The organism is Chitinophaga sp. HK235 (assembly GCF_018255755.1).
Classification (GTDB): Bacteria; Bacteroidota; Bacteroidia; order Chitinophagales; family Chitinophagaceae; genus Chitinophaga.
This window is the reverse complement of record NZ_CP073766.1, coordinates 7,078,736-7,103,655: the sequence shown is the minus strand read 5'-3', so window position 1 is coordinate 7,103,655 and position 24,920 is coordinate 7,078,736. Positions and strand designations below refer to the sequence as shown.

Below are 24,920 nucleotides of genomic sequence, written 5' to 3'. Positions count from 1 at the left end.
TTTACTATCGTTAGAAAAAGAGGGAGCGTTTACGGGAGATCTCTACGCTTAAGATGTTTTGTGCGGGCCAGTTGGTACCACCGCAGGACCTTATTTCAGCCACCAGTTTACGGGCAGCCGGCCTGTCGGTAAGACGCAGTTCAGCGGGTGTTTTAGCCAGTTCTTCGTATATGCGTACGATCACGCCTTCGGATTTGATATTGCCCGGGAAGAGCAGCTCCACACGGTCGTTTTCGGAAAAATGCAGCAGGTCGTCCTGTTCCAGGTAAGCCTCTATATATTGGTCCTGTTGTAAGATGCTGGTTACTTCACTGCTGCGGTATGCTACTTCCTGTGCAGGCGTATGCAGGCGGTCCAGCCGTCCATGTACAGGAGCATAGTAGGTTTCAGTGGTGCTATCGGCATTGGCGGCTTGCGCAGCCACTGCGGCCGTTGTCTGTTTCTGCAGTCCCGACAACTGGGCCGCATAGTTTTCCAGCGCCTTTATCTCTGCGGCCAGTGCGGCAGCTTTGGTGCCCAGCATGGCAGCCTGACGGCTGGCGTCGTCCACGCTGGTGGCTGGTGCTACGTCGAGATATACCTTCAGCTGCTGGGCTTCCCTTTCCTGTTGATATATCCGCTGCTGGGCCAGCAGCGCACTTCTTTCTGCTTTTTTCTGCTCGATGGTGCGGATAATATTGAGCCTTTCCCTTGCATCGGCATGGTCCATGGTCACTTCACGGTAGGCCAGGTCATTGCTGGCCTGACGAAAATCCCTGGTATACCGGAACAGGGGCTGTCCCTGGCGGATGCTGTCACCTTCCTTCACCAGGTATTGCAGTACGCGCACGTCGTAGGGAAAATTCACGACAACAGACTGACGACGCAGCTGGCCTACTGCATGGTAATAAAAAAGGCGGTTGAACAGCCATACACTAAAAGAAATCAGGGCAATGGCCAGTATGGCCAGATAGATCCAACGTCCCCAGTTTATTTTTTTAGCGGTCTTTACCGGTGTCATATTGGCCGGCATAGCCGGCTGATGTGTAAATTTCAGTTTCATGGCTTGTCTTTGCGTTGTGTTGTTCATGGCTGCGTTTCTCCTTCTTTGTTAAAGATGGTACGCTGGTCCAGCATCAACATACGTTTGAGATCATGTATGGCAATGGTGCTCTCGCCGGTGCCTGTCAGGATATCCTGTATCCATTGCTCCATAGTGTTGCGATTATCGTAATCGGCTGCGCTCAGTACGATTACCAGATGATGCCCCAGTATGGCGCGGGCGGCGGCAGTACGCTGGAGTACATCATCGGCACTTTTACGTTCATACGCCATCGCATATACGGTAATATTTTGTTGTGCCATTGCCTGCAGAAAAGATTCCGGATAAAACACCGGGATGCTCACGGCCGGGGCATCGAAGTGATTACGGGCACACCATTGGGCAGCGGCAGATACCAGTTGCTGTAAACGCTGCAGGTAGGCATCTTTCTGCTGACGCCAGTCGGGCAGCGCATGTGGTTCTATGTCCAGATGGAAGCGCACAAAACCTGCAGCTTTTAATGTTTCCAGCCGTTGTACCAGCTCCTGCTCTCCTTTCGTGCTGTTCAGCAGTTTGTTGTTGCCGATGAGTGCTGTAACAGCGATACCTTGCCTGGCTGCCTGCTGTAAAAAGGTCGTCAGCTTGCTGTTATCTTTCATTTCACCTGGCGATAAAATCGCCTCTGTAATATGGTTGTTACCCATGTAAGCCAGGATAACACTATTACTGTACTGACTGAAAGATTCACTCCAGATGTATATGGAGCGCTGGCCGGCATATGGCTGTAATACGGGTTCCAGCTTTACCGGTTTGGTATATTCCATAATGCTTTTGTTCTCAGAAAGACAATGCGCTTTCACCAGCTTCATATACAGCAGCTGACGGGTGCTCAGCATTTCGTAGGCTACAGCATAGTACTGGCGTACCAGGTCCATACCATAAACAGGGCTGAAGTGCGCACTGTCCAGCGAAGCTTTTAAAGACTCTTTTCTTATTTTTTCCAGCAGGTACATCTGCTGACCATAAGCTTCCTGATAACGGTGTAACGCGTCCGTATACTCGTAGCTGAGGTTCAGCAGGCCGTTCAGATGATCCTGTTCGTTGTTGTCATTTTCCAGCTGTTGCAGCAGGGCCTGTTGCTCAGCTAATGCTTTTACATTGCTTTTGCCGGTCAGCGGTACTGCCACGGTGAGGCCGGTACTACCGAAGTTGCGGGCACTGCCGGAATTGCCGGTGTAGTTATTATAGCGCAACCAGGTATGCAGATTTACTTTGCTGCTCTGTTTGCGGCTTAATTCATATTGTTGTTTGTAAAGGTCTGTCAGCTGGGCGTTTGCGGGCTGTTGTGCTACGAGTGCACCCGGATTCAGTTCCAGCAGGGGAAGCGTGGCTACATTCAGTGTTGTGTCAGGGACTGTATTACCCATGCTGGCAGCGAGGGAAGTGCGGAAGTTACGCAGGTCTTCCAGCAACTGCCGGCAGGCAGTTGCTTCACCTTTAAGGCGGATCAGCTGTTCGGAAGGCAACAGACGTACCTGATACATATCGGCAGCCAGGGCGGTATGCGCCTCCAGCATCTGCAGGCGTTCCTGGGTGAGGGCTTCTCTTGCCCTGGTGAAAATATAGGTGAGGTAACGCAGCTGCAGCGGATAAGCTTCCTGACGTACCTGTTTTTGTTGCAACAGGTCATTGATCTGCTGATCTACTTTCGCTTTTGCAGTGCTCCTGCTTTTGTCAAAAAAACCTTTGTTTCCCAGCAAAGCCCAGTCGATACCGGCATAAGCGCGGTTGCGGAAGTACATATCTTCTTCGAAACTGAGACCTGATTTGAAGTTCTGCTGGAAACCACCATTAAGACTAAGACCATTATTACGCTGGCGTTCCTGCAGTTCCAGTTCACTTATACGATTTAGCAACTCATAACGGGAGGCTGCAGTAACCGGTGTATTCAGCAGATTATCGATGGCTGCGGTATTGGCAGCAGCTTTCGCTTCCTGCAACAGTTTGGCTTGTTCTGAAAAATAAAGTGTGCCGTAGGAAGAAGCGATGGCCTGAGTTAATGCAGCACGGGTAGGTGCGTCACCGTTAGTTCGGGTGTCGTGTGCCTGTGCAACAGGTGACATCTGGGAAAGGAAGATGCAAAGGGCTGTCAGCAACAGGAAGGGATGCCTGTATGATAATATATTCACCATCGTATTAATATGATTCGGGTATCTGCACTTATGCGCGATGCTCTGTTATTGTGTTTCCTTATGAGGCAACAGATTGGGAGTATATCGAGGAATGCGTGGGTAACTGCATTTTTTATAAGTACGGCGCAAAAGTACGACGGTGTGGGATATACGTTATCACCCCGTTGGGGGGATTTTTAAACCTCGGGGATAAAAAAGTCTGTAAAAAAGGAAGGATCAGATCCAGTTACGGGCATTCACCACACGGATAGCGTCGGCTTTGTTGTTAACATCCAGCTTCTGGAAAATATTTTTTATATGGCTCTTAATGGTTTCTTTACTCAGAAATAAATCATCTGCAATACGGGTATAACTTTTACCTTCTGCCACCCCCTGCATCACCTGTACTTCTCTCTCTGACAAGGGTGAATCCTGTTGCCGCTGAAAAGACTGTACCACCATCCTGGCTACCGAAGGACTCATGGGTGCTCCTCCAGCCAAAGCCTCGTCCAGCAAAGGAACAAGCCGGCGAATGTTTTCATCTTTCAGAATATATCCTACTGCTCCGGCCTTCAATGCACTAAAGATCAGCTCATCATTCTCTGCTGCAGTAAGGATCAGCACAATGCATCTGGGCAACTTCTTTTTAATCCGGGAAGTACCTTCAATACCGTTCATCCCCAGCAACCGGATATCCATCAGCACAATGTCAGGCATGTCATGGTCCAGATACTGCAAAGCATCTTCGCAACGATCATATGCGCTCACTAATTGATAACGCGTAGCTGTTGACAGTGTGTGGCTGATTGTTTTACTGACCATCTCATTATCTTCCACCAACACAACACGGTACATTTGCACATCCATAGAATTAGTAATCTGCTATACTGCAATATAAAATCTAATTGCATAAAACACAACAGGTTACATTTATTTATTTTATCATAAAATAACAATCCTGTTCTTAATCATGTGAGATATTCCGGTTATTCATCTGTTTACGCATATCTTCCAGGATCTTGTTTGCCTCAGTCATACTGGCATCCAGCACGGGCAGTGTTTTCTGCACATATGACCGGATAGCAGTATCCTTGTCATTGGTATCCTTATTCAATCTTTCAATCATCATCTTTTGTTCATGCACCATCCGCCTGATATAAGCCCGGTCAAAATCATCTTTGTTTTTTTCATTTAACAGCCCTACTTCGTCCTGGTCATTCCTTGACAGCTCCGGCACCAGGTTAACGCCTTCTTTATGCGCTATGTCCTGTAATAGCAGCGTGGAAGCGGTATGCTGTTTTATCATATCACTCCCGAATTTTTTCACCCGATCATCTGTCGCTCTTTGTACAGCGACCTCGCCTAACCGGATCTGTTTCAGATCAAACGCAGCCATACGTTCCAGAAAACTGCCTTCTTTTTCTTCCGTCCGGGTCATTTCTTCTCTGGTTTCCGTACTGTCATGACGCGCCTCCTTCCCCCGCTGTCCACAGGCCATCATCACTACTGCCAGCACTGGAATACAAAGTTTTTTCATGATGGTATTTTTTAAGGAAGGGCATCAATTGAAGTGCCAATTCGTAGCAGGATCAACCAGCTACTTCTTCAGCAAGCGGTTATTCACAATCTTCTCTAGTACCTCTTCCTTCTGGTATTTGCTGATAGGTACCTGATGCGGGCCCATATGCAGCACGTTGCCTTCGATAGCACTGATATGCTGGATATTCACCACATACGACTTGTGCGGCTGTATGAACTGCTGAGCCGGCAGCATTTCCACGACCGATTTTAAAGTGGCATGTGTAATGATTTTCCGGTCTGTGGTATAAACAGCCACATAATTCTCCAGTGCTTCGGCAAACAAAATTTCCTGAAATAAAACCTTCTCCAGCTTTTTGTCAGACTTGATGAAGAAATACGGCTGTGCTGCTGTATTATGCTGCGTTGCAAAAAAATCATATGCCTTATTGGCTGCTTTCAGAAACCGCTCAAAAGATACCGGCTTCAGCAGATAATCGAGCACGTCCAGGTCAAAGCCCTGGATGGCATAACGTTCATAGGCAGTGGTAAAAATCACTTTAGGTGGATTGGGATAGTTCTTCAGGAATTCTATACCATTGATATTAGGCATTTCTATATCCAGCAGCAACAGGTCTACCGGCTGCTGTTTCAGGACAGAATTCAACTGTATGGCATCTTCACATACTGCCACTACCTGTAAAAAACCGGTACACTCCGCATACCCCAGTATTCCTCTGGCAGCCAATGGTTCATCATCTGTGATCACACAGCGTATAGTCACGTTGCTCATTCGTTGATCGTTAGTTTTAATTCTGCTATAAATTGTTGTTGCCGTACGCCTGCAGAAAAACTGTGTCTACCGGGATAAAGCAATTCCAGTCTGCGTTGCAGGTTCTCCAAACCGATACCGCTTTTTCTTTCAATATCCATTTCCGGTAAATCCGGTGCCGCTGCCGGCAGGGAATTTTCCACATAAAAGCTGATCTCCCCGCCCTGCTTGCGCAGCAGCAACTGCAGCTGATATTCGCCGCCGATATGTTTAAACGCATTTTCCACCAGCGGCAGAAACAGTAACGGATATACTTTTTCATCCTGTAACTGCTCATCAAAATATACCTGTAACTGCAGTTTCCTGGAAGAACGGATTTTCTGCAGCTCCACAAAATGCCGCAGATACTGTATTTCATGACTGATACATACCTTTTCCTGCTGGTCGTACAGCTGATAACGCAGCAGGTCCGCAAATTTCTCCACCGTTTTTTTGGCAGCCGCCACATCTTCATCCATCTGAAAATAGATCGTATTCAGCGCATTGAACAGAAAATGCGGATGATACTGTGCCCGTAAAAACTTCAGCTCCGTTTCCAGCTTGTCGTTCGTGATTTTCTCCAGCTGCAGCCTGTTCTCCGCATAAGCCATGGAATAGTCGTAGCTCCGTCTCACCCCATAATAAATCAGCGCATAAAACAAAGGAATGATATTCACATCTACCGCATCATACCATTGAAGACCATCATCTGTCAGGGCTACCATCGGTATCATAAATGTATTCTGTACCACCAGATTGATCAAAAACACACCCAGTAGCTCCTGACAGATTCTTTTAGCAGAAAAATTGTCCTGCCATTTTTTATTGAAATAATGAAACACAAGATGATAGCCCCACAAGAACATAAACCCCATCAGTATGCTGAAAGCCATTTCAATACTATTTAACCCCCAGGACCTTTTCCAGAACTGCATGCCGGTAACGCTGTCTGTCAGCAGCCGGATGGTGAAGTAAGCCATCAGACCATATAAGGCCGGGAAAATATATCTCCAGAAAAATTTCATATTATATGTTCGACATTTCAGGTAATACAATTTCGGTTGCAGCCTTCTCCGGGACCACCTTTCGTTTAGCCGGCTTCATCCCAAACAGGAAGCGCATCACCGGATAAGGCCTGATATACAAGTGGAAAATACTCATACTGATAAAGAAAGTGACCGCTACGGTAAAGATATATTTCAATCCGATATCTTCCTTCAAATTGGCCAGGTAAAAAGTCAGTATCACAATAACAGTCTGATGCAGAATATAAAAGGGATAAACCGCCTCATTGACATAATCCAGCACCCTGCTTTTTTTCTGCAGATATCTTTTACCATAACCAATCGCTGTAAATACCCACATCCAGGCACTCACAACGGCCAGGGCTGTAAATGACCATCCCGACAGACCCTGCCAGCCATAATCCGGCTCCAGCCCGTTCCAACGGAAATAGTTGATCAGCATCAGACTGCCAAAAGCGATGGCAAAAGAAGTACGGCGGTTACGCTCCAGACTGTCCATCAGCAGCGGATTGGCAATGCAGCAAAAACCAGCCAGTAAAAACCACAGATAATAAGGGAAATAAGCGTAATCATGGATCAGATCACCGGTTTGCTGGTACATACGGGCCAGGAAAGCATGAGAAACCACACTGGGCACCATCAGTATATATACCCACCAGCCCGAAGCCAAAGGATTCAGCTTCTGCAGCCATTTTTTTCCTTTGGGAGATACCAGCCACACAAACAAGGGCGCACAGAGGATGTCATATGCCAGCAGATAACAGATGAACCAGAGGTGATGCCAGCTCATATTACCTTTGGGATAGGCTCCGGTACCAAACATTGTAGTATAAAAATCCCAGAAATTACCCTTATACCCCTGCGTTACCCGCTCCATGTACACCTGCGGCGGCACTATCACTAGCACACCTACTAGCAGGGGCACAAACAAACGGCGAAAACGAAGCCCCAGAAAACCGCCACCACTACGGCTTTGAAGCATATAATAACTAACGGTACCTGAAATAAAAAACAACAGTGGCATCCGGAAACGGTGCAGGAAATCATTCATCTCCAGCAATGCATGACTGGTGGCATTGTTTTTAATATGCCACCCCCACTCTGCTACATACGGCATGGCAGAATGAAAAAACAGTACGCCGGCAATGGCGATGATCCGTAACCAGTCGAGATAAGTTTGTCGGGAGGTTGTTTGCATGTGATCAGTTTTATGCAAACCTACCCGGAAGCCGGGCCTTCAGAAAAGATATTTGACGTGTGGACAGTTTTGCCGGGTAAATAGACAAATTGACCTCAGACTGCTGCCCTGGCTGCTGCAAAGGCGTTTAGGAACTGCATAAGGGCATCTTTGCCAAACCCTTTTCTGCTATCAACATGATACCTTATTTCACCTCGCTGAAGAATATGCAGCCAATAATAACAGCGTCCTCTCATTAAGCCGCTATAGTCACGCACAGGTACATCATCGTATCGGTGTATCTCCAGTACGGTATCGGCTATATTAAAACGGACCTGCCTATACCGGAAAAACCGAAAATAACGGACCTCGATATGGTCGTCATGGATGCGCAAGGCAGTTGTAAAACGTTGGTTTAATCTGTATAAAACCATGACTAGCAGCAGCGGCACACCCATCATGACTCCTTCGCCGGTCATACACAGTCCCAGCGGAATCATCAAATAAATAGCCTTGGATAATAAATGATCGCTCAGCGTGTGGGTGGATACAATTTCCATAAGTCATTGTCATCTAACGGTCAGGGATATCTTTAAATCTACAAAAATATCTCCATCCATCTCATTTGTTATTTTACTTCAATCCCCGTAAATTACCCGTAATTAAGCTATCCTATACCATGAACGATTTGCAGCATTTGACCGACCTCCATGCGGGCGGAAACCTTGTCCAACAACACTCTCCCTTTGCCAATCTGCCTTCTCATCAAAATAATTCTGAACTGCCGTTAAACATTATTCATCAATGGGTAAAGCCTTACTATATGAACGTTGGCTCCGGCAATGACGAATGGATAGAACCCTTTATAAATATCAAGCCACTCATCACACACGACTTGACAACTTTATTGCTGGGCGATTCCAACTGGCAGACCAGAAAAGTAGGCGCCTATCTGGCTGCAGTCAACAATTATACCGACCTGATAGATATCATTGGCACCCGGTTTCTCAAAAATGAGCAATATCAGGGACGCATATACGCCTTGGTACTGGCCAGCTTCAATACCAGCAAAAGCATCGATTACCTCGACAGCTACCTCCTCTATTACCTGAAGAAACCGGAACTGCACTACGACCAGCAATGTGTGATGGAAGCCCTGCTGTATCTGGACACCATCAACGGTACCAACCACTGCAGCCGGCATTTCCCGCACTGGATACAACTCAGGCAACAATGGCTGCACGTGTCCGGCCTCTCCCTTCAATACTACGAAGAACAGCTTTCGCTCCTTAAAATTTTGCAGAAAAGCTAAGTATCAGACAGCGCTGTTTTTGCGCCCAGTTGCCGGGCATCTTTTATTCATAGGTCAGTTAATATATTCACTGCAATATGCTCCTCAGCATTATAGCAGTTCATCCCACAAAATAGTCAACTCATTACCCTGATAAATATATCCTCCCCCTTGCATAATAAAATATTAAAGCGTAGTTTATCTTTTTTTTGTGAAGAGATGAAGATGTCCGTGTCAACACCCTGCAGCCCTGCATTTGTGCTGGATGATGTTAGCGGCTTCGAAAACAACCGCTGCTGGATCAGCGGCACCGCTGCCACTGTTTCCATTCTTAAAAACTAACCGGATTTTCTAACTTTGATTATCCATCTTCATAACGAATGACAGCTTTACTACTCCGCCTTATTACCCTACGGAATCGGGCCTTTGCCGGCTTATTACTCGCCGCCACACTTATCGGAGCGCAGACACAAGCCCAGACACCTGCCTGGGACAGTACTCACCGCCCCACCAGATACAAGGAACTGGTGGCCAGATTTAATACTGAAAAAATTACCCGCAAAGATTTTGTTTTCCTGGGCAACAGCATCACCGCCGGCACCGACTGGGCTAAACTGCTGTCGCTCCCCAATGCGGTCAACAGAGGCATCTCCGGCGACATCACCTTCGGGGTACTGGAACGACTAAACGAAGTAATCACCGGCAAACCAGCTAAAGTATTTATATTGATCGGCATTAACGATATCTCCAGAAATATACCTGACAGCATCATCCTCCGTAATTATAAAACCATCATCGGCCGCATCAGGGAAGGATCCCGGAAAACACAGATCTATTTTTATACCCTGTTGCCGGTCAACAGTTCATTCAACAAATTCAAAAACCACTACGGAAAAGATGAACATATCCAATGGCTCAACGATCAGATCAGGCAGTTTCATTACAAACATGTAACCGTCATAGACCTGTATCCCCATTTCCTCGACGCAGATAATCATCTCCGTGCTGAGCTTACGATGGACGGACTGCACCTGAAACCGGAAGGATATGCTGTATGGGCGGAAATACTGAAGAAAGGAAGCTACCTGAAATAACAACTTTATCTATACACCCTGCAACAGTAATTAGCAACAATTCAAACTTATGAAATCTGCTTACCTCGCCGCTCTCCTGCTATGCAGCACTGCCGGCAAAACCTTTTGCCAGCAACAGGATTCCCTAGCCACCCAAATGCAAAACTACTTCGACGAAGCGGCCACCGCCACCCGGCTACAAAAACAGATATGGGGCATCGACCTCTATGGCCCTATGTTGCTGGTAAACCCGGCCACCCGGGAGATCATCACCAATATGCCGGACAGCTCCGGCAAACTGCAAAAACAAGGATCGGTGTACACCGGCAATCTGCCAAAGCAGTTCAATACCGCCAACACCTCCTTCCACTGGGAAGGCCGCGACTGGGCCATGCTTCAGCTGCCCCTCCCCACCGGCAAAGCAGAAAGGGTAAATCTGATGGCGCATGAGCTCTTCCACAGAGCACAGCCTTCTCTCCATTTTACCCCACAAGACCCGACCAACAACCACCTCGATAAAAAGGATGGCCGTCTCTATCTGCGCCTCGAACTCAATGCCCTGCAAAAAGCGCTGCAGGCCACCTCTTCCGCAGAACGCCGGCAGCATCTCACCAATGCCATGACATTCCGCCAATACCGCTATATCCTTTTCCCCGGCGCCGATACAACGGAAAACGCGCTGGAACTGAACGAAGGCATAGCCGAATATACCGGGATGATGGTCTGCAACCGGAATAAACAGGATGCACAGGCACACTTCGGTCAATACCTACAGTCCTTTCTGGAGTATCCTACTTTCGTACGGTCGTTCCCGTATCAGACCATTCCGGTATATGGTTACCTGCTGGCCCAGGCCACACCTGGCTGGAACAAGCTCCTCAACAGCCATTCCCAACTGACGCCCCTGCTGATCAAAGGCCTCCACCTCACGATGCCCAAAGATATCAAAGCCGCCGCCCTTGCACAAGCCGGACAATACGATGCAGCAGCCATCATAGTCGCGGAAACAGCCAGGGAAGTCCGTATACAGGAACAGATCGCTGCCTATACCCGCATCTTCATCACACAGCCACATACCGACCTCCGTTTCGAAAAAATGAGTGTATCCTTTAATCCCAGCAACATCGTACCGCTGGAAGGATACGGTACCGTATACCCTACTATGCGGATATCCGACAAATGGGGCATTCTCACCGTAACCAACGGCGCTTTGATGGGCACCAACTGGGACAAGGTAACAGTGAGCCTCCCGCAGGCATTTACTGTCCGTGAGGTAAGCGGACAAGGCTGGAAACTTCAGCTCAACGAAGGATATACCCTTAGCCAGGATGCCAACGGTAATTATTCCCTGAAAAAGAATTAATACGCAGCTGCACGAAGGCTATATCTTTAGCCAGGATACCAGCAGCAAGTCTAAAAAAATAATACATGGCTGAACTAAGGCTACATCCATTGCCGGATACCAGCCGCAAGTCTAAAAAAATAATACGCAGCGGCATAAAGCCTACATCCATAGCCCAAATGCCAGTAGCAAGTCTAAAAAAACTTCCCCGCTAAAACGGCGCCACATCACCGGCGCCGTTTTTATTTTATTCAATTAAAGATATTTTTGTCCTTTATTAAAATGAATATACTTACTTTTGTTGCAGGATCTCCTTAATCAGCCTGAACGCGATTCCTAATTAAGGACAAAAATGTATTTATTTATCATGGAGCAACTAAAAGACATTTCCTCCCTTGACGATATCCGCCTGCTGGTAGACAGCTTCTACGGGAAAGCCCGTACCGATGAACTGCTGGGGCCTATTTTCAATGGTATCATACAAGACCGCTGGCCTGAGCATCTCGACAAAATGTACCGCTTCTGGGAAACAGTGCTGCTGGACAACCATACCTACCATGGCAGCCCTTTCTGGCCGCATGCCCAAATGCCCGTGAATGCAACCCATTTTGACCGCTGGCAGCTGCTTTTCCGGGAAACGGTAACACAGCATTTTGACGGACCTAAAGCCAGCGAAGCCTGCTGGCGGGGAGAAAAAATGGCGCAGATGTTCCTCTCCAAGATCACCTATTACAATAGTACCACAGCAATAAAATAGCTATTTATGGAAATCAATGAAAACACCATCATTGGCCAACTGGTAGCCACCGACTACCGCACTGCCGACGTTTTCCGCCACCACGGGATCGACTTCTGCTGCAAAGGAAACCGGGCCATAGGCCAGGTTTGCACGGAAAAAAAACTCGACATGGCCCCTATCCTAAACGAACTGCATGATATAACGGCAACGCCTGTATGTAGTATCCAGACCTACCACATATGGCCGCTTGATCAGCTCGCAGAACATATTGTCCGTAAACACCACCATTATGTCGCACAAAAAATACCAGTCCTCCACGAATACCTGAGAAAAGTCTGCCAGGTACATGGACAACAGCATCCCGAACTGTGGCAGATAGCGGCCCTGTTTACCGCCGCTGCTGCAGAACTCACCGCCCACATGGAAAAGGAAGAGCTGATACTCTTCCCCCGCATCCGGGAAATTGTCAAAAAACAGGAGGCAGGCGAATACTTCGAATCCGGCGCTGTCAGCAAAGTAGAAAAACCCATCGCTGTCATGATGGGCGAACACGACCAGGAAGGGGAACGCTTCCGCAAAATAGCAGAGCTGAGTAACAACTACACGCCACCTGAAAATGCCTGCAACACCTATCGTGTCACCTACGCCTTACTCAAGGAATTCCAGGATGACCTGCACCAGCATATACACCTCGAAAACAATATCCTCTTTCCTAAAGCTATCGCAGCCGAAAAAACACTGACCGGCAGCAGCTGTAAAATACCTTCATAAAAAAGAATGGCCGGCAAAACACCGGCCATTCCTCATTCTCCTGTATCTGCTCTAATAATTTTTACTAGTTATGCCCGTGATCATGCCCATGTCCTCTTTCACCATGATCACCATGATCCTCATGTCCACGTGCATGCATCTGTTCATTACCCTTGCCGTACATCGGATGTCCTTTCACAATAAAGTACTTGCTGTCCCGGCTGTCCCGGATGATCGGCTGTCTGCCATACCATTCCTGCCCCCTGTAACGCGCATATTTATTCCTGTACACATTATCATGCATCCAGGGGTTTGGCTGATTGATAACCACTTTATATCCCCTGTACAAGTCAAAGTTATAACGCGGTGGTAAAGTGGGCGCAAACATCCAGCTTCCTCCATTAAGGTATATATACTGCTGGCTGGCAACATCATAATAGGTGTCTATGTCCGGAAAATAATAGTATTGGGCATAATCATACCCTACCGGCCCCCATACAGGCTGACTGCCAACATTAAAATTCACATTCACCCTCACCTGCGCCTGTAACGCACCCTGGTATAACAAACTACCAGCGATCACTAACGCGATAAATAATACCTTTTTCATATCGCATGGTTTTATCTACCGGAAAACAAAGGTGGTGCCAGGCCAACCATTCATATGCCTGTAAACTGTTAAATTAAATAGCTAATTTCAGCCCGATGGACAACAGAAAACTACTGGCTGATTTTATCACTCGCTACTGCAACCTGTCCGATCAGGACCTTGAAAAAGTATTGCAACAATTTTCTTTCGGAGAAATTGCGGCAGATACCGTTATCCTCCGGAGAGGACAAACCTGTGACACACTTTCCATCATCCTGAAAGGAGCCTTCCGGCTTTTTGCCATAGATGAAGCCGGTAATGAAACCACCACCTGGCTTGTTTTTGAAAACACCCTGATCACCGAACCGGCCAGCTTCCTCACACGACAGCCCTCCCGCTATTACCTCCAGGCACTGGAGCATTCCCAAATAGCCAGCATTCACTACGATCATCTGCATACACTCTATCAAAAGATCCCCGGATTCGAATCCTTCGGGCGGAAACTGATGGAAGAAATACTGGTAGGCACCATGTGCAGAGCGACCTCACTACTGCTCGACAGCCCGCAGGAAAGGTACAACCGGCTGTTACAACACCCTCGTTTTCTGCAACGGGTACCACTGAAACATCTGGCCTCCTTTATCGGCATCACCCCCTCTTCTCTCAGCCGGCTACGGCGCCGTATGCAAACCTGAGCTTCCATTAATTGCCTTAAGACAATTTCCGGCGCCCGGATGTTCCTGAGCTTTGTTGTATAAAACACATCATTATGTCAGCAAAGATTGCGCTCATCACCGGCGCCAACCGCGGGCTGGGCCTGGAAGCCGCCCGGCAGTTACTGCAAAAGGGAGTAAAGGTTATCCTCACTTCCCGCGACCCTGTAAAAGGTGAAGCTGCCGTCCGCAGCTTACAACACGAATATCCCCACGCCACCTTCCTCCCATTGGATATCAGCCAGCCCAAACAGATACAGGCACTCTTCGAAAAGATCCATCACCTGTATGGCCACCTGGATATCCTCATTAACAACGCTGCCATCACGCATGCCAGCCCGGCCCGGCTGCCAGCTCAAAGAATGGCCAATACCATCCTGCAGGCTGACATAGAAGAGCTCAAAGCTGTTTTTGACACCAATGTATGGGGCACACTGCTGCTCACCCAAACTATGCTTCCTCTCCTGCTGAAAAGCAACGCCGGACGCATCATCAACCTGAGCAGCGAGCTGGGCAGCATTCAGTTACAGGCCGATCCTGCATCTCCCATCTACCATGTAAAAAAATTCGGTTACAATAGTTCCAAAACAATGGTCAACCTGCTAACGGTGTATTTGCAGGAAGCCCTGCGTGCTACTACCGTCAGCGCCTATACGGTGAGCCCCGGTTGGGTGAAGACCACCATGGGCACCGCCGATGCTTTGCTGGAAATCCCTGAAGGCGCCAGGATTATTGTACAGGCAGCACTGGAAGAAGTGCCCACCCTGCAGTTTTTCACCCATCAGTGGCAAACTATTCCCTGGTAGTAATCAGGAATTACGAATGGACGATTTCCCTTCCATTCGTAATTCCTGAATGAAAATCCGCCATTAAAAAAGGTGTGCCGCCATTACAGCAACACACCCATCATTCGCATTTGCTCATGCTTAATGTTCTACTACTTCTTTCAGAAATTTGCCATTGGTATCAAACAACACATCTTTTCTGTTCACTTCAGCTTCATAATTTACCTCGCCACCGGCTTTGGTAATCTTTGCCGCCTCTGCAATACGGGCACCCTTATAATGCTCCTTTACATAAGCGGTAACGCCTGCCGGCAAAGCTGATACAGCAATCGTCTCTTCTGTTTCCTGCAAGATGCCTGCCTGATTGTAAACAGCAGACTGATGTTTTCCGTTATGCACAAAACTTACTTCAGTATCAGCAACCCCTTCTTTGCTCCACTTCACTTTGGCAGCTCCGGGATAAGCCTTTTCAAAAGCTGCCTTGGCTGCTGCAGGCACTTTTACCTGGGCTACAGCCGTGACCGTTATACCAACGGACAATATCATCATCAGGTACTTTTTCATATGTAGCTTGTTTTAGCAGCAATTTACAACCGGATTCTGTTTTCTTTCTGTGGCGCTGACATTCTTCCACATTTTGTAGCCCGTCAAGGACGTGATACCGCAGAAAGTATCGGTTATACCCCGCAAAATGCCTGCTGGCAGCAGTATAGCGTCAGGCATCCGCTTTGCTGGTAGATTTTTAACTTATTGTTATAAAAATATTTGTCCTAACATGCAGAAATATGCACAGATCCTCATAGCCGACGATGACCCTGAGGACGTATTCATTATGGAAATGATGTGCAGGGAGCTTTCTTTTTCAGATAACATCCATTTTGTACAGGATGGAATGATGGCACTCGAATACCTGGATGCACTATACGAAAAGCCATTACCCTCACTCATCATCCTCGACCTGAACATGCCCCGGCTTACGGGCACGCAAACACTGGAACTGTTAAAACAGCACACCCGGTACCAGGATATCCGGGTTATTATCTATTCTACTTTCCTGAATGAGATACAGAAACAACAGTGTATCAAACTGGGTGCAGAAGCTTTTGTAGTCAAACCAGACACCTATGAAGAAGGTCTGGAGATTATGCAACAGTTCCGCGATTGCAGCCTGGGTAATTACTCCTTCCCTATAGCCAGCTGATCCGGCGGTCAGCACATCGTAGTATAGCCCTAACGGTTACTTACGGTTACGCTCCAACAGTGCATCCAACCCTATTTTACCGCTTCCATACACTAACAGGGTAAATAACATGAGAATATAATAAAGAGGGATTTCAAAACCATTGTCACCAGCCTCAAAACCATTGGCCCAGTGCACTGTAATAATGGCCACCACCATACTGACCATCAGCGGCAGCGTAATATAACGCACCCACAGTCCCAGCGTTAGCAAAATGATGCCCAGGGTTTCCGTAACAGCCACCACATAAGCATTGATATAGGGCGCAGGAATATGCAACTGGCCAAACCAGTCCCCAATACTGTGGATATCTTTCCACTTCAGCAGTGCCGGATGATAATAACCATAAGCCAGCACCAGCCGTAACAACAATAGGGGAATATCTTTCAGCGCCGAAAGCCGGCGCGCATAAGCAGCATAAAAACGCATGATTCAGGATTGAAAGCCCAGCACAAAATGTTGCCGGTGCATATTGCCTAAAAATGCCAGCGTATCTTTTTCCAGTGTATCTGTCAACGTTATACCAAGCTGTGGCGAATAATCCAGTATATCCCTCACCGTTACTCCCTGTACCAGCTGCTCCACTACAAAAGCCAGCCAGGGCGAGAGATCGGTAAACTGTACATGGTCGCTGGTCGCTTCCCGGTACAGCAGCACAAACCAGGCTCCCTGCTGTTTCAGCAACCGGGCAGCCTTCGCTTCCAGGTGCACCGGATAACTAAATGACAGCAACCGGTACTCCGGGTTCAGCACCAGTGGTGTCTCCAGCCAGCTGCCTTCCTGCGTGAAAGGAGCCGGGGCAATATCTTCCATATTAAACACTTCTATCTCCGCCCATTCAAATCCGAGCAGATCATTGAGGTACGGTATGCCATATACTTCGTCCCAGCTGTTTTCAACCGAATAAGTATAAAACTCCAGCGGCATCTTCCATAGCTGGTACGACTGGCAGGCATGCTTGGCAAAGAAAGTGCTGACCATGCTATCCCATTTACGGGCAGGGATATTGGTGCAGGTAATCGGGAAAGCTGTTTCCATGGTAGCTTTTACCGTATGCAGGATAGTACGGCGATAGTGGGCAAGACGGTCTTTGGCCACACCGGGCAACTTTACTTTGTCACCGGTGCGGCAATGGTCCGCAAACTGCTGTTGCAGCTGCCATGTGTCAGGCAACGAGTTCATTTTTTTGTTTCCATTGTTTTTGACAAATAGATTTCAGCCGCGTCAGCTCTGCCTCCAGCTCTTCCATAGCCGGAATATTATTATCCCGTTCCAGCAATACCGGCACCGGTTTTATCCGCTGGATAGCCCATTCAAACAGATCGTATACCGGATCTGCAATCGGATTCCCGTGCGTGTCCAGTATCATATCCGGAGATACCTGCTCATGACCGGCCATATGTATATAAGCTACTTTATCCAGGGGGAGCTGTGAAATAAATGCCTTCGCATCGTAATGGTGATTAAAGGCATTGACATAGATGTTATTAATATCAAGCAGCAACTGACAGTCAGACTGTGCCACCACTTCGTTGATAAAGTCAATCTCGCTCATTTCCGGCACCACCGATGTATAATAAGAGATGATCTCCATAGCCAGCGGCCTTTGAAGAAAGTCCTGCACCTGACGGATACGCCCGGCTATATGTTTTACAGCGTCCATCCGAAAAGGCATTGGCAGCAGATCATAGAGATGGGCATTATTGCATTTGGCATAACTCAGATGTTCCGAGTACAGTTGTATTTTATATTCTTCCAGAAAAGACTTCACATAACGGAGGAATGTTTTATCCAGCTCTTCAGGACTGCCGACAGACAAGGAAAGCCCATGACAGAGTACCGGATATTTTTCCACCACCCGGCGCAGCATCTTTTTCCAGTAACCACCGAGGTTCATCCAGTTCTCCGGAGCAAATTCAACAAAGTCAGGAGTGATCAGTGTTCCGCTGATCATCTCTTCCGCAATTTCGCGGCGAAAGCCTAATCCTACCATGACCAGGTATTTTAGGGTAAAAGCATAAAGGGAAAGACCTGTAACCGCCTTTCCCTTTTGATAAGGAATTATTTGCCGGACTTGGTAGTATCAGTGGCAGGCTTGCCTTTACCACCTTTTTTGCCCTTTTTGTGACCTACGCATTTACCTTGTGCGCATTTGCCCGGAGAACATTTGCCTTCCTTGGATTTCATAGTGGAATCCTTGTGGTTACTGCAAGAAAGCTCTACAGCACTGACAACGGAGGAATGACCGGTCAGGGCACTTCTTACAGCAGCACCGGAGCCAAGATTAGTATAACTAACCGGGTTGGCAGCTGTAGATTGCAGGGCAGTAAGACCCAGGATAGCGCTGGCTACAAGAGAGCCGGAAAAAAGCACTTTTTTGTTGATCGATTTTTTTTCCATTTTTTGTGAATTTAAAAACTGAGTGAAATAGTTAGATATATGGCTTATACCTGAAAGCGGAGTGCTGTCTGATTGCTGGGGTCAAAGCTCAGTCTGTTGTTTGATTGCCTGTACCGGTCAGTGCCGGGCCGGTTACTACAGCCATTTTCTGCGTGCGGGCGTGATGTCACCCCTCAATTACTGCACCAGTTTTTATCCGGTGTCACTGCGGCCATCATCTTGCCTGTAGGAAGCTTACGGAAAATTAAATGTTTTAGTTTTCCTGAAAACGCAAATAAATGTTATTCAATTTATGCTATTTTTGGCCTGAACGCTGCTGCGTGATTAAAAAAGGCCCATGAAAAATAAGATGCCCCCTGTAACATCCGTATACTTTATTTCATTGCTGAAGGCATACTTGCGTGGAACTAAAACTAAACAGGAAGTGTTACAGGACCTGTACGGAGAAATAAACCTGCAACCCGTAGACCCGGAAGATTCCGGAGAAGATGTTACCCGCCTCCTGCTGAGGACCGCCGCTAACATGCATGAAGATTATTACCAGGAGATAGTAGGAGCCCTCACTCAGGCTAAAGACTCCGCACCTACCCGTGAAGGAGTTATACATCAGCTGGAAGCACTGCTGGCCGGCCACACCACCCAGGCAGAACTATTGCAATGGGCTACCTGGCACAACGATCCGGGAGAAGACAACGGTACCAGCTACTTCGATGATCTGGCTGTAGACTATTTCTGCACCCAGCTGCTGCCCAATCCTTCTGAACCGCTTACTACCGCCCATTTTACACAGGCACTTAAAATATTCAAAAATCCATTCCGCGACCAGCTTAAAGACAAAGTAGCGCTGGTGCTGCTGTTTGAAAAGGAAAAACAACGTTTCCTCTTTTACGTGGGCGACTATATACAGGGCCATACCGCACCGGAACAACTGGATGTATACCTGCTGAACAAATTCGGCATGGACCATTACTCCTTCCCCTATATGTCTTCACTCGCCGACATGATGTACGATCCTTCCAAACTACCGGCACTGCTCAATGCTGCCGCTCAAAGTAGCAGCAGGCAATAGCCCGCCGCGACGGGCTCCGGTCTGCCGCATGGCTGCAGGCCGGCCCTCTATTGTATCACTTCTGATACTGCTACCATCCGGCTTTCCCCTCTTACAATATCGGTGGTCCAGGTATTTACCTTGTCCCCGTTGCTGTATTCCAGGTGCATCTCCAATGGCAGGACCACAGGGGGATAACTACCCACCCTGAGGAGTTGTTCGATCTGGTCTTTGTAATGATCAGGGATAAAAACATAACCGGGAAACAGCGTATGGGGCTCCTGTGGCACCCAGATGCTGGCTGCTGTGAGCACCCTGCTGGTAACTCCTATACTGGCGGAATCACGGCGTATAGTATCAGCCGTATATTCTTCACAGGCTATACCGGCAATCACCTTTTTCTCTCCGGTCCGGATAAGCCGGTTAAGATAGCCCGTCTCTCCGGGATATACCGGCTCCATCGTTTGCAGATTCAGTTTCTCCCGGGTGCCGGCCCCCACCTGGTGAATAGCTGTAATGCTCAGCTGGGCCCCCTTTAAAAAATCGGCATAAAAACGATACCGCGCCCCCGTGCTTTTACTCACCAGATGTACGCCCAGCTGTGGCCTCGCACTGCTGTAATAAATCATCATCTCCTCCCCTCCTTTCTCCATCCGCTGGCTGCCTTCCCAGGCTTCACTTTCCTGGTAAACAGCTATATCAAATTCAAATATGGAATCTATCTGCACCTGTTCATCTCCGCCAATGACCAGGGAAGGCCCCTTGCTGACCGGGCCGCTGCGCTCCGTCTCATAAGGCCCCTCTGTTAACGCGGTATCAACAGGAGCCCCGGCAAGATGACGCACCTTGTCTTTCACTTTTTTCAGTAACTGCGCCTGCAGGGTAGAGGCCAGCAATATACAGGCAAGAAGTAAAACCTGTTTTTTAATAGGCATAAGCATAGAATAATTACGAATTACAAATTACGACAATCAAATATACTTTAATCGTAATTCGTAATTTATAATTCGTAATGGTATCAGCTGACCATGAGGCTGCAACCACGCAAGGCGGAGTTATCCAGTCGGCCTAATACTTCAATACGGCCGTCCTCATGGATCTTCCCGATATCTTCGGTAGCAATAAATGCGCAGGAATAAATATTGGCCAGGTCTATAATGTTCATAACCCCTGAACCTTTGCCGGCTGTAAGCTGGAAGGGATCGTTTTCATCACGCAGTAACACTTTCATCCAGGGTGGGGTCTCAAAATATCCCTGCCCGCGGGAATAGGCCTGCGACAATAGTTCGGTCATACCGTATTCGGCATGTACCACGTCAACGCCTAACCTGTTTTTCAGAAAATCATGCACCTCATTACGGGTCCATTCTTCCCGGCGCCCTTTCATCCCGCCGGTTTCCATCACAATCGTATGTTTCAGCTGCAGGGTATACTTCTCCGCAAAATCGAGCAAACCAAAGGTAACACCTATCAGCAGCACCTTCTGTTGTCTTGCCTCCAGCGCCTGCAGCTGGTGATACAGTTTATCATGCTCATAAAGATAAAAACCGCTCTCTTCCCGGCCACTGCGTACAATCATCTCCTGCACCATACATACCAGGGAAGAATGCTGCCGCTCCAGATAGGAAGGCAGCAGCCCCACCACTACATAGTCGGTCACCGGTCCATAAAACTGCTCAAAGGCGGTCATAAAACTCCGGGTATAGATGGCTCCATCCTTTACCAGGTGGCGGCTGTTGACGGTCTGCGTAGTACCACTGCTTTCAAATACCAGCTGTGGCTCAAATTGACCGCATACCACCGTATGGGTCTTGAAAAACTGGATCGGCAGATAGGGAATGTCCAGGATACCTTTCACTTCCCGGGGATTTATACGCAGGGCATCCGTATAGGCACGGTAAAGCTCATTTTCCTGGTATTGGTAATGAAACACCTCAATAGCGGCCGTTTCCAGCTCATGGTGTTGCAGTGAGAATATATGGTCGGGCGAAACTACGCGCATGGATATCGGTCTTTAAAAGACCACAAAGTTAGGGAGAAGAATAAATTTACCCACGGTAAGTAACAATTGTCCCGAAAAAAACGTTTTCCGGGAGGAAGACAGAGATAGCTGAATATTTGTATATTTCCTAAATTAATGTAGGTTTGTTTTATGAAGAAAATCCTCTTTTTGATCCTGGCCGCCGGTCTGATCTATGCTTGTAAGAAAGATAAAACCGGCACCAAACCTTTGCTATCTTTCAAGAGTTATTCTGAAGACAGTATAACCCCTACCACCAAAACCTTTGTACTCACCATGCGGGTGGAGGACGGTGACGGAGATATTGAAGACAGCATCGCCGTGGCCATGTTCAAAGACAGTCAGCAAGCCACCAGCCACGATACCATCTGGACCTTCTTTAAAATGCCTAACATCGGACAAAACAGGGGCAACAAAGTAAAAGCCGACGTAATCATGCCATTCCAGGAAATTGACTTCGCCGCCGCCTATAACCCTGCACCCAATGATAGCGCCCACTATATCGTGTTCCTCCGCGACAACGCCGGCAATTTCAGTGATACCATTCCCACGCCAAAATTTCCGTTCCGGCGGAACAGATAGTCTTTCAAAAGCATTACATTTACAAGATATCAGGGATTCCTTAAAGGGAATCCTTTATTTTTTAAAGCTTTATCATTCATTTTTCCACACATGAACAAGATCGAGGAATTACAGTCGAAGATTAAAGAAGCTATGTTAGGTGGTGGCGAAGTACGGATCGCGTCACAGCATAAAAAAGGAAAACTGACCGCCCGCGAAAGGCTGCAGCTGCTGATGGACGAAGGGTCTTTCGAAGAACTGGATATGCTGGTGACCAACCGCAACAGAGGTATAACCACCGATCAGGAACAATTCCCCGGCGACGGCGTAGTCACAGGATATGGCACCATCAATGGCAGACTGACCTATGTCTTTTCTCAGGATTTCACTGTATATGGCGGCAGCCTCTCCGAACCTCATGCCCGTAAAATATGTAAGATCATGGACCTCGCCATGCAAAACGGCGCTCCGTTGATCGGCCTCAACGACAGTGGCGGCGCCCGTATTCAGGAAGGCGTGGTAAGCCTGGGCGGTTATGCTGATATCTTCTACCGTAACACCCGCGCCTCCGGCGTAATTCCACAGATCTCCGCCATCATGGGCCCCTGCGCCGGCGGTGCCGTATACTCCCCCGCCATCACCGACTTCATCATGATGGTGGAACAAACCTCCTACATGTTCGTGACCGGACCCAACGTAGTAAAAACCGTCACCCATGAAGAAGTGACTTCTGAGGAACTGGGCGGCGCCCTGACACATGCCACCAAAAGCGGCGTGACTCACTTCGCCTGCAGCAACGAAGTGGAATGCATACAAAACATCAAACAACTCCTGAGCTATATCCCGCAAAACTGCGAAGAAACAGCACCGGTATATCCTTATGAGCCGGGCAACGAACTGCGGGACGCCCTCAACAACCTCATTCCGGCCAGTCCCAACCAGCCGTATGATATGAAGGAAGTCATCGCTCAGATCACCGATACCGACAGCTTCTTTGAAGTACATAAAGACTTTGCAGACAATATCATTGTAGGCTTTGCCCGCGTTGCCGGACGGAGCATCGGTATTGTGGCCAACCAGCCCGCTGTACTGGCAGGAGTACTCGATATCCACGCCTCCGTAAAAGGAGCCCGCTTTACCCGCTTCTGCGATGCCTTCAACATCCCGCTGCTGGTACTGGTAGACGTACCCGGATTCCTCCCCGGCACAGACCAGGAATGGAACGGTATCATCACCAACGGCGCCAAACTGCTCTATGCCCTCTGTGAAGCTACGGTACCTAAAATCACCATCACCACCCGTAAAGCCTACGGTGGCGCCTACTGCGTGATGAACTCCAAACATATCGGAGCCGATCTCAACTACGCCTTCCCGCAAGCCGAGATTGCCGTTATGGGAGCCAAAGGCGCCGTGGAGATCATCTACAAAAAAGAAATCGATACCGCCGCAGACCCGGAAACACGCACCAATGAACTGGTGACAGATTACACCGACCGGTTTGCCAACCCATACCTGGCCGCAGAAAAAGGTTATATCGATGAAGTCATCATTCCGGAACAGGCCCGCGCTAAACTTATCAAAGGCTTTAAAATGCTGGAAAATAAAGTGGTGAATATGCCCAGAAAAAAACACGGTAATATACCTTTGTAGCATTTTGGGATTTAGTGATTTACGGATTTGGAAATTTAGCGGATGCTCATATTTCATAAATGCCTAAATCCGTAAATCACTAAATCCGTAAATACTATCAGATGTTACGGTCCGTTTTTAACTTTTTCCTTTTCACATCCCTCTTTATTGCACTTTGCGCACTGCTGATGATATGGCAGACTAACCAGTTACTTCACCTGGATTATCCGCAATGTACCTTTTACCTGTTCGTATTCTTTTCCACCATCTGTAGTTATAATTTTCACTGGTACCTGACACCAGGCACCTACTCCTCTTCAGAACGGCTGCAATGGGGAGAACGGCACCGTATCATGATGCTCGTATTTTGTGGTATAGGCCTGGCAGGCGCCCTTTTCTATTTCTGGCAACTACGGGAACACTGGATAGCCCTCAGCGGAGGCGCTTTCCTCACCTTCCTCTACTCTGCTCCCAAGGTACCGCACAAAACATTTACCTGGCTGCGTAAAATCGCCATCGGCAAAACCCTGTTCCTGACAGCGGTATGGACCTACGTGACCACGCTGTTGCCCGCACTGGTGGCCAATCAGGGCTTCTCCTGGCCACTGCTGTTTTTTACAGCGCACCGCTTCCTGCTGATTTATGCGATCTGTATCCTGTTCGACTACCGCGACCTGGAGTCCGATAAAAAAGAAGGTATCCGCAGCCTGATCACTTACCTCGACCTGAAAAACCTCAACCGCTTATATTACCTCACCCTGTTGCTGTCTGCTGTTGCTGCCGGCCTCCTCGGCCCTGAAACAACCATCCCCGTCATCGCTACCCTGATGGCGCCCATAGTGATCACCGCCCTGCTCACCCGCAAAGCACACCACAACCCGTCAGATTACCTGTTCTACTTCGTACTCGATGGACTCATGGCCCTGTCGGCCTTGCTGCATCTCCTGATTTACTGGGCACAGGCATAAAAGAAGCCTGCCGTCATATAGCGTAATTTGCTACATTTGTCCGATCGCA

General features: G+C 48.1%; 28 protein-coding genes. 12 read left to right on the top strand and 16 right to left on the bottom strand.

All coding sequences use genetic code 11. From position 1 onward, the window contains the following. Positions 1-10: 10 nt before the first annotated feature. The 8 genes from KD145_RS27235 to KD145_RS27200 form a co-directional block, all read right to left on the bottom strand. Positions 11-1,069 (bottom strand): hypothetical protein, encoded by a 1,059-nt coding sequence (locus tag KD145_RS27235; RefSeq protein WP_212002966.1) that lies wholly within the window; start codon positions 1,067-1,069, stop codon positions 11-13. Further along, positions 1,066-3,213 (bottom strand): hypothetical protein, encoded by a 2,148-nt coding sequence (locus KD145_RS27230; protein ID WP_212002965.1) that lies wholly within the window; start codon positions 3,211-3,213, stop codon positions 1,066-1,068. Before KD145_RS27230 ends, KD145_RS27235 begins: the two co-directional genes overlap by 4 nt. Positions 3,214-3,429: 216 nt before the next feature. Beyond that, on the bottom strand, positions 3,430-4,059 hold the full coding sequence (locus KD145_RS27225; protein ID WP_212002964.1) for a response regulator transcription factor: 630 nt from the start codon (positions 4,057-4,059) through the stop codon (positions 3,430-3,432). Between the two features lie 97 nt (positions 4,060-4,156). Continuing rightward, on the bottom strand, positions 4,157-4,729 hold the full coding sequence (locus KD145_RS27220; protein WP_212002963.1) for a DUF4142 domain-containing protein: 573 nt from the start codon (positions 4,727-4,729) through the stop codon (positions 4,157-4,159). Between the two features lie 60 nt (positions 4,730-4,789). Next, entirely contained in the window at positions 4,790-5,503 is a 714-nt protein-coding gene (locus KD145_RS27215; protein WP_212002962.1) for a LytTR family DNA-binding domain-containing protein, read from the bottom strand. Beyond that, complete coding sequence (locus KD145_RS27210) at positions 5,500-6,546, bottom strand: sensor histidine kinase (RefSeq protein WP_212002961.1); 1,047 nt, start codon at positions 6,544-6,546, stop codon at positions 5,500-5,502. The genes KD145_RS27215 and KD145_RS27210 overlap by 4 nt, the downstream gene beginning before the upstream one ends. A gap of 1 nt (position 6,547) precedes the next feature. Next, positions 6,548-7,744 carry an acyltransferase family protein gene (locus KD145_RS27205; protein ID WP_212002960.1) on the bottom strand — a complete coding sequence of 399 codons (1,197 nt, stop codon included), beginning with the start codon at positions 7,742-7,744 and terminating at the stop codon, positions 6,548-6,550. A gap of 95 nt (positions 7,745-7,839) precedes the next feature. Further along, positions 7,840-8,283 (bottom strand): hypothetical protein, encoded by a 444-nt coding sequence (locus tag KD145_RS27200; RefSeq protein WP_212002959.1) that lies wholly within the window; start codon positions 8,281-8,283, stop codon positions 7,840-7,842. Between the two features lie 119 nt (positions 8,284-8,402). Here KD145_RS27200 and KD145_RS27195 point away from each other — a divergent pair, with 119 nt between their 5' ends. From KD145_RS27195 to ric, 5 genes are all read left to right on the top strand, one after another. Continuing rightward, the gene (locus KD145_RS27195) at positions 8,403-9,035 is read left to right on the top strand and encodes a DUF6000 family protein (RefSeq protein WP_212002958.1); all 633 of its coding nucleotides are present in this window, start codon (positions 8,403-8,405) and stop codon (positions 9,033-9,035) included. 359 nt (positions 9,036-9,394) lie between these two features. Next, positions 9,395-10,108: a GDSL-type esterase/lipase family protein gene (locus KD145_RS27190; protein ID WP_212002957.1), complete on the top strand. Its 714-nt coding sequence runs from the start codon at positions 9,395-9,397 to the stop codon at positions 10,106-10,108. 49 nt (positions 10,109-10,157) lie between these two features. After that, on the top strand, positions 10,158-11,450 hold the full coding sequence (locus tag KD145_RS27185; RefSeq protein ID WP_212002956.1) for a hypothetical protein: 1,293 nt from the start codon (positions 10,158-10,160) through the stop codon (positions 11,448-11,450). A 346-nt stretch (positions 11,451-11,796) separates the two neighbouring features. Further along, positions 11,797-12,186 (top strand): group III truncated hemoglobin, encoded by a 390-nt coding sequence (locus KD145_RS27180; RefSeq protein ID WP_212002955.1) that lies wholly within the window; start codon positions 11,797-11,799, stop codon positions 12,184-12,186. A gap of 6 nt (positions 12,187-12,192) precedes the next feature. Beyond that, complete coding sequence (gene ric / locus KD145_RS27175) at positions 12,193-12,939, top strand: iron-sulfur cluster repair di-iron protein (RefSeq protein WP_212002954.1); 747 nt, start codon at positions 12,193-12,195, stop codon at positions 12,937-12,939. Positions 12,940-13,003: 64 nt separating this feature from the next. On the opposite strand, the gene KD145_RS27170 is transcribed toward ric, so the two are convergent. Beyond that, a complete protein-coding gene (locus tag KD145_RS27170; protein WP_212002953.1) occupies positions 13,004-13,528 on the bottom strand; it encodes a hypothetical protein in 525 nt (174 codons plus the stop codon). Positions 13,529-13,623: 95 nt separating this feature from the next. Between KD145_RS27170 and KD145_RS27165 the strand changes: the two genes are divergently transcribed. Next, positions 13,624-14,202, top strand: coding sequence for a Crp/Fnr family transcriptional regulator (locus KD145_RS27165; RefSeq protein ID WP_212002952.1), 579 nt, complete (start codon positions 13,624-13,626; stop codon positions 14,200-14,202). Positions 14,203-14,276: 74 nt separating this feature from the next. After that, complete coding sequence (locus tag KD145_RS27160; RefSeq protein WP_212002951.1) at positions 14,277-15,026, top strand: SDR family NAD(P)-dependent oxidoreductase; 750 nt, start codon at positions 14,277-14,279, stop codon at positions 15,024-15,026. 120 nt (positions 15,027-15,146) lie between these two features. Here KD145_RS27160 and KD145_RS27155 read toward each other — a convergent pair whose 3' ends face one another. Further along, positions 15,147-15,569: a PepSY-like domain-containing protein gene (locus tag KD145_RS27155; protein WP_212002950.1), complete on the bottom strand. Its 423-nt coding sequence runs from the start codon at positions 15,567-15,569 to the stop codon at positions 15,147-15,149. 211 nt (positions 15,570-15,780) lie between these two features. On the opposite strand from KD145_RS27155, the gene KD145_RS27150 reads away from it, so the two are divergent. After that, the gene (locus KD145_RS27150; protein ID WP_212002949.1) at positions 15,781-16,206 is read left to right on the top strand and encodes a response regulator; all 426 of its coding nucleotides are present in this window, start codon (positions 15,781-15,783) and stop codon (positions 16,204-16,206) included. Positions 16,207-16,242: 36 nt separating this feature from the next. Here KD145_RS27150 and KD145_RS27145 read toward each other — a convergent pair whose 3' ends face one another. From KD145_RS27145 to KD145_RS27130, 4 genes are all read right to left on the bottom strand, one after another. Further along, positions 16,243-16,674: a DoxX family protein gene (locus KD145_RS27145; RefSeq protein WP_212002948.1), complete on the bottom strand. Its 432-nt coding sequence runs from the start codon at positions 16,672-16,674 to the stop codon at positions 16,243-16,245. 3 nt (positions 16,675-16,677) lie between these two features. Next, a complete protein-coding gene (locus tag KD145_RS27140) occupies positions 16,678-17,427 on the bottom strand; it encodes a DUF2063 domain-containing protein (protein ID WP_212002947.1) in 750 nt (249 codons plus the stop codon). Beyond that, on the bottom strand, positions 17,411-18,238 hold the full coding sequence (locus tag KD145_RS27135) for a DUF692 domain-containing protein (protein WP_212002946.1): 828 nt from the start codon (positions 18,236-18,238) through the stop codon (positions 17,411-17,413). The genes KD145_RS27140 and KD145_RS27135 overlap by 17 nt, the downstream gene beginning before the upstream one ends. Before the next feature lie 68 nt (positions 18,239-18,306). Next, positions 18,307-18,645: a hypothetical protein gene (locus tag KD145_RS27130; protein WP_212002945.1), complete on the bottom strand. Its 339-nt coding sequence runs from the start codon at positions 18,643-18,645 to the stop codon at positions 18,307-18,309. A gap of 337 nt (positions 18,646-18,982) precedes the next feature. Here KD145_RS27130 and KD145_RS27125 point away from each other — a divergent pair, with 337 nt between their 5' ends. After that, complete coding sequence (locus KD145_RS27125; protein WP_212002944.1) at positions 18,983-19,714, top strand: hypothetical protein; 732 nt, start codon at positions 18,983-18,985, stop codon at positions 19,712-19,714. 47 nt (positions 19,715-19,761) lie between these two features. Here KD145_RS27125 and KD145_RS27120 read toward each other — a convergent pair whose 3' ends face one another. Together KD145_RS27120 and KD145_RS27115 are read right to left on the bottom strand one after the other, a co-directional pair. After that, entirely contained in the window at positions 19,762-20,628 is an 867-nt protein-coding gene (locus KD145_RS27120; protein WP_212002943.1) for a hypothetical protein, read from the bottom strand. 83 nt (positions 20,629-20,711) lie between these two features. After that, entirely contained in the window at positions 20,712-21,695 is a 984-nt protein-coding gene (locus KD145_RS27115; RefSeq protein ID WP_212002942.1) for an acyl transferase, read from the bottom strand. A 150-nt stretch (positions 21,696-21,845) separates the two neighbouring features. Between KD145_RS27115 and KD145_RS27110 the strand changes: the two genes are divergently transcribed. The 3 genes from KD145_RS27110 (at position 21,846) to KD145_RS27100 (ending at position 24,871) form a co-directional block, all read left to right on the top strand. Then, a complete protein-coding gene (locus tag KD145_RS27110; protein ID WP_212002941.1) occupies positions 21,846-22,295 on the top strand; it encodes a hypothetical protein in 450 nt (149 codons plus the stop codon). 90 nt (positions 22,296-22,385) lie between these two features. After that, positions 22,386-23,924: an acyl-CoA carboxylase subunit beta gene (locus KD145_RS27105; protein ID WP_212002940.1), complete on the top strand. Its 1,539-nt coding sequence runs from the start codon at positions 22,386-22,388 to the stop codon at positions 23,922-23,924. 101 nt (positions 23,925-24,025) lie between these two features. Further along, the gene (locus KD145_RS27100; protein ID WP_212002939.1) at positions 24,026-24,871 is read left to right on the top strand and encodes a UbiA family prenyltransferase; all 846 of its coding nucleotides are present in this window, start codon (positions 24,026-24,028) and stop codon (positions 24,869-24,871) included. Positions 24,872-24,920 lie beyond the last annotated feature (49 nt).

What these genes read in the sequence shown, in the direction of transcription:
- KD145_RS27110 (WP_212002941.1), top strand. Translation starts at nt 21,846, where the DNA reads ATGAAGAAAATCCTCTTTTTGATCCTGGCCGCCGGTCTGATCTATGCT.
- KD145_RS27155 (WP_212002950.1), bottom strand. Translation starts at nt 15,569, where the DNA reads ATGAAAAAGTACCTGATGATGATATTGTCCGTTGGTATAACGGTCACG.
- KD145_RS27195 (WP_212002958.1), top strand. Translation starts at nt 8,403, where the DNA reads ATGAACGATTTGCAGCATTTGACCGACCTCCATGCGGGCGGAAACCTT.
- KD145_RS27200 (WP_212002959.1), bottom strand. Translation starts at nt 8,283, where the DNA reads ATGGAAATTGTATCCACCCACACGCTGAGCGATCATTTATTATCCAAG.
- KD145_RS27140 (WP_212002947.1), bottom strand. Translation starts at nt 17,427, where the DNA reads ATGAACTCGTTGCCTGACACATGGCAGCTGCAACAGCAGTTTGCGGAC.
- KD145_RS27105 (WP_212002940.1), top strand. Translation starts at nt 22,386, where the DNA reads ATGAACAAGATCGAGGAATTACAGTCGAAGATTAAAGAAGCTATGTTA.
- KD145_RS27215 (WP_212002962.1), bottom strand. Translation starts at nt 5,503, where the DNA reads ATGAGCAACGTGACTATACGCTGTGTGATCACAGATGATGAACCATTG.
- KD145_RS27120 (WP_212002943.1), bottom strand. Translation starts at nt 20,628, where the DNA reads ATGCCTATTAAAAAACAGGTTTTACTTCTTGCCTGTATATTGCTGGCC.
- KD145_RS27185 (WP_212002956.1), top strand. Translation starts at nt 10,158, where the DNA reads ATGAAATCTGCTTACCTCGCCGCTCTCCTGCTATGCAGCACTGCCGGC.
- KD145_RS27135 (WP_212002946.1), bottom strand. Translation starts at nt 18,238, where the DNA reads ATGGTAGGATTAGGCTTTCGCCGCGAAATTGCGGAAGAGATGATCAGC.
- KD145_RS27230 (WP_212002965.1), bottom strand. Translation starts at nt 3,213, where the DNA reads ATGGTGAATATATTATCATACAGGCATCCCTTCCTGTTGCTGACAGCC.
- KD145_RS27170 (WP_212002953.1), bottom strand. Translation starts at nt 13,528, where the DNA reads ATGAAAAAGGTATTATTTATCGCGTTAGTGATCGCTGGTAGTTTGTTA.
- KD145_RS27235 (WP_212002966.1), bottom strand. Translation starts at nt 1,069, where the DNA reads ATGAACAACACAACGCAAAGACAAGCCATGAAACTGAAATTTACACAT.
- KD145_RS27115 (WP_212002942.1), bottom strand. Translation starts at nt 21,695, where the DNA reads ATGCGCGTAGTTTCGCCCGACCATATATTCTCACTGCAACACCATGAG.
- KD145_RS27160 (WP_212002951.1), top strand. Translation starts at nt 14,277, where the DNA reads ATGTCAGCAAAGATTGCGCTCATCACCGGCGCCAACCGCGGGCTGGGC.
- KD145_RS27180 (WP_212002955.1), top strand. Translation starts at nt 11,797, where the DNA reads ATGGAGCAACTAAAAGACATTTCCTCCCTTGACGATATCCGCCTGCTG.
- KD145_RS27145 (WP_212002948.1), bottom strand. Translation starts at nt 16,674, where the DNA reads ATGCGTTTTTATGCTGCTTATGCGCGCCGGCTTTCGGCGCTGAAAGAT.
- KD145_RS27165 (WP_212002952.1), top strand. Translation starts at nt 13,624, where the DNA reads ATGGACAACAGAAAACTACTGGCTGATTTTATCACTCGCTACTGCAAC.
- KD145_RS27225 (WP_212002964.1), bottom strand. Translation starts at nt 4,059, where the DNA reads ATGGATGTGCAAATGTACCGTGTTGTGTTGGTGGAAGATAATGAGATG.
- KD145_RS27210 (WP_212002961.1), bottom strand. Translation starts at nt 6,546, where the DNA reads ATGAAATTTTTCTGGAGATATATTTTCCCGGCCTTATATGGTCTGATG.
- KD145_RS27205 (WP_212002960.1), bottom strand. Translation starts at nt 7,744, where the DNA reads ATGCAAACAACCTCCCGACAAACTTATCTCGACTGGTTACGGATCATC.
- KD145_RS27125 (WP_212002944.1), top strand. Translation starts at nt 18,983, where the DNA reads ATGAAAAATAAGATGCCCCCTGTAACATCCGTATACTTTATTTCATTG.
- KD145_RS27150 (WP_212002949.1), top strand. Translation starts at nt 15,781, where the DNA reads ATGCAGAAATATGCACAGATCCTCATAGCCGACGATGACCCTGAGGAC.
- ric (WP_212002954.1), top strand. Translation starts at nt 12,193, where the DNA reads ATGGAAATCAATGAAAACACCATCATTGGCCAACTGGTAGCCACCGAC.
- KD145_RS27220 (WP_212002963.1), bottom strand. Translation starts at nt 4,729, where the DNA reads ATGAAAAAACTTTGTATTCCAGTGCTGGCAGTAGTGATGATGGCCTGT.
- KD145_RS27100 (WP_212002939.1), top strand. Translation starts at nt 24,026, where the DNA reads ATGTTACGGTCCGTTTTTAACTTTTTCCTTTTCACATCCCTCTTTATT.
- KD145_RS27190 (WP_212002957.1), top strand. Translation starts at nt 9,395, where the DNA reads ATGACAGCTTTACTACTCCGCCTTATTACCCTACGGAATCGGGCCTTT.
- KD145_RS27130 (WP_212002945.1), bottom strand. Translation starts at nt 18,645, where the DNA reads ATGGAAAAAAAATCGATCAACAAAAAAGTGCTTTTTTCCGGCTCTCTT.